Source organism: Micromonospora sp. NPDC003776 (genome assembly GCF_053605645.1).
This window is the reverse complement of record NZ_JBSGJR010000782.1, coordinates 1-2540: the sequence shown is the minus strand read 5'-3', so window position 1 is coordinate 2540 and position 2540 is coordinate 1. Positions and strand designations below refer to the sequence as shown.

The window sequence follows — 2540 nt, the reverse complement described above, 5'->3', positions numbered from 1 at the left end:
CTCGGGGGGCGGCCCGGTGCAGCGCGGCGCGGGCCGGCCCGGCGTAGCGGTGGGTGTTCATGCCGAGCGTGCGGGCGATCTCGTGGGCCGCCCAGCGGTGGTGGGCGAGCACCTCGGCCAGGTCGGTGTCCCGGCTCTGCGACAGCGCGTCCAGCCAGTCCGCGGTCCGCTCGTGCCGGGCCACCCGCTCGGTACGCGGCAACCGCTGGTAGCAGACATCCCGGACCAGGACGTGCCGGAACCGGAACTCCGGCTGCCCGGCCATCGTGGACGCCGCCTGCTCGTGCACGAAGTCGCGCTGCTCCAGCCGGCGCAGCGCGCGTTCCACCGACTCGACCTGCTGGCCCAGCGCGGCGGCCACCGCGCCCGGCCAGAACTGCACGCCCACCACCGAGGCGGCCAGCAGCACCGCCCGGTCCTTGGCGTCGAGCAGGTCGACCCGGTTGGCGATGACCGCGTGCACGCTCTCCGGCATGGGCAGGTCGAGGTGCTTCTCCAGCGACCAGCCGCGGCCCGACTGGCGCAGCGCGCCCTGCTCGATGAGCATCCGGACGTATTCGTGGGCGTAGAGCGGGTTGCCGCCGGCCACCTCGACGAGTGGGGTGAGCATCTCGGCGGGGAACGCGGCCTGGCCGAACATGTGCGCGTAGAGCGAGGCGATGCCGGTGTCCCGCAGCGGCGGCAGGGTGATGGTGACCGAGCCGGTGATCGTCCCCGCCCAGCTCGGGTCCCGGTCGACCAGTTCCGGCCGGGCGGTGCAGAGCAGCAGCAGCGGCACGTCCCGGGCGGCGGCCCCGAGCAGCTCGACGAAGCGCAGCATGGCGTCGTCGGCCCAGTGCAGGTCCTCGAAGACCAGCACGGTGGGGCGCCGGGCCGCGAGGGCCAGCAGGAACCGCCGCCACGCCGACTCCGCCTCCTCCGCCGGCAGGCTGGTGCCGGCCAGCCCGACCAGCGGGCGCAGCGCGTCCACGATCCGGTCCCGCTCGGCGGGCCCGACCAGCTCGGCGACCGCGGCGGTGAGGCGCTGCGCCGCGGTGGACGCCGGATCGGTGTCGAGGATGCCGGCCTCGGTCTTCACGATGTCGGCCAGCGCGGCGAAGGTGACGTTCTCCCCGAACGGCGGGCACCGGCCGGTCCGCCAGGTCAGCGGCTCGTCGACCAGCCGGCCGGCGTGCCGGTACAACTCGCGGACCAGCCGGCTCTTGCCGATGCCGGCCCGCCCGAACACCGTCACCACCTGCGGGAGCAGGTCCCGCAGCGACCGGTGCAGGGCGTTGACCAGCAACCCCAGCTCGTGCTCGCGGTCGATCAGCGGGGTGGTGTCCGGCTCCCGGTCGGTGGGCTGCCGGCGTACCGGGGCCAGGGCGAGCCAGACCTCCGTGGGGGTGGAGCGGCCGCGCAGGGTGACCGGCGCTTGTTCCTCGTACCTGATGGCGTCCTTGGTGAGGGCGTGGGTGGTGCCGCAGACCAGCACCCCGCCGGGCGGCGCCACCGACTGCATCCGGGACGCCGTGTTGACCACGTCACCGGCCACGATGGCCTGGCCGCCGTCGCGGGCGGCGGCGACGTCCACCAGCGCCTCACCGGTCGCCACCCCGACCCGGAAGCGCAGCTCGTCCCGGCCGGACGGGGCGAACCGGGTGAGCACGCGTTGCAGCTCCAGCCCGGCGCGGACGCAGCGCAGCGCGTCGGTCTCGGTGGCCACCGGCGCGCCGAAGAGCGCCATCACGGCGTCGCCGATGTACTTCTCGACCACCCCGCCGTACTGCCCGACCACCCGCTTCGCGGCGGAGAAGAAGCCGGTCTGCATGCCCCGGACCTGTTCCGGGTCGGCCCGCTCGACGTACGGGGTGAAGTCGATCAGGTCGACGAAGAGCACGCTGACCCGGCGCCGGTCCTCCTGCGGCGCCGCGACCGGCTGCTTCGCCCCGGCCCGGGGCGATCCGCACGAGGTGCAGAAAGCCACGTCGGCGGCGAGCGGGCGCAGGCAGTGCGGGCAGACCGCGCCCAGCTCGGCCCCACAGCCACCGCAGAAGCGGTCGCCGTCGGCGGCGGTACGTCCACAACGGTCACACTGCGCGGAGATGACACCCTCCACTGGTGGATCTTCCGGCCGGATCCGGCCGGGCGCCGCCCCCCGCGGCGTCCACGGTGAGTATCGCCGTCACCCGACCTGTCAGGTACCGGGCTGTTGGCTTGTGGACACTCATCCGGGCAGTCAGCGGGGCGTCCCGGCGGCTACATTCATGCCCGCCGGACGACGACGACCGCGATCACAAGGGGGAAAAATGGTGTACGTGAAGCTGGAGAGCGACTGGACCGACGGCGACGGTGTCGTGCACTCGGCGGGCGAGTCCGTCGACGTGGACGCCGTCACGCTCGCCACGCTCCAGGCGGAGGGCATCGTCAGCGAGGGTTCCACCACCAGCAAGGACGGCACCGACTGGGCCGGCCCGACCGGGACCACCACCAACTGGGCGGGGCCGACCAGCATCACCCCGTGATGCTGGCGCAGCTGAATGCCAGGACGCGGCCGTGGC

The 2540-nt window shown here is 73.9% G+C and carries 2 protein-coding genes; one reads left to right on the top strand and one right to left on the bottom strand.

What is annotated here, in order from left to right:
- Positions 1-2098, bottom strand: a 2098-nt coding sequence (locus ACWEVO_RS34835) for an ATP-binding protein (RefSeq protein ID WP_452311662.1), incomplete at its 3' end; no start/stop codon positions are given.
- A gap of 190 nt (positions 2099-2288) precedes the next feature.
- On the opposite strand from ACWEVO_RS34835, the gene ACWEVO_RS34830 reads away from it, so the two are divergent.
- Complete coding sequence (locus ACWEVO_RS34830) at positions 2289-2504, top strand: hypothetical protein (protein WP_452311661.1); 216 nt, start codon at positions 2289-2291, stop codon at positions 2502-2504.
- The last annotated feature ends 36 nt before the right edge of the window (positions 2505-2540 follow it).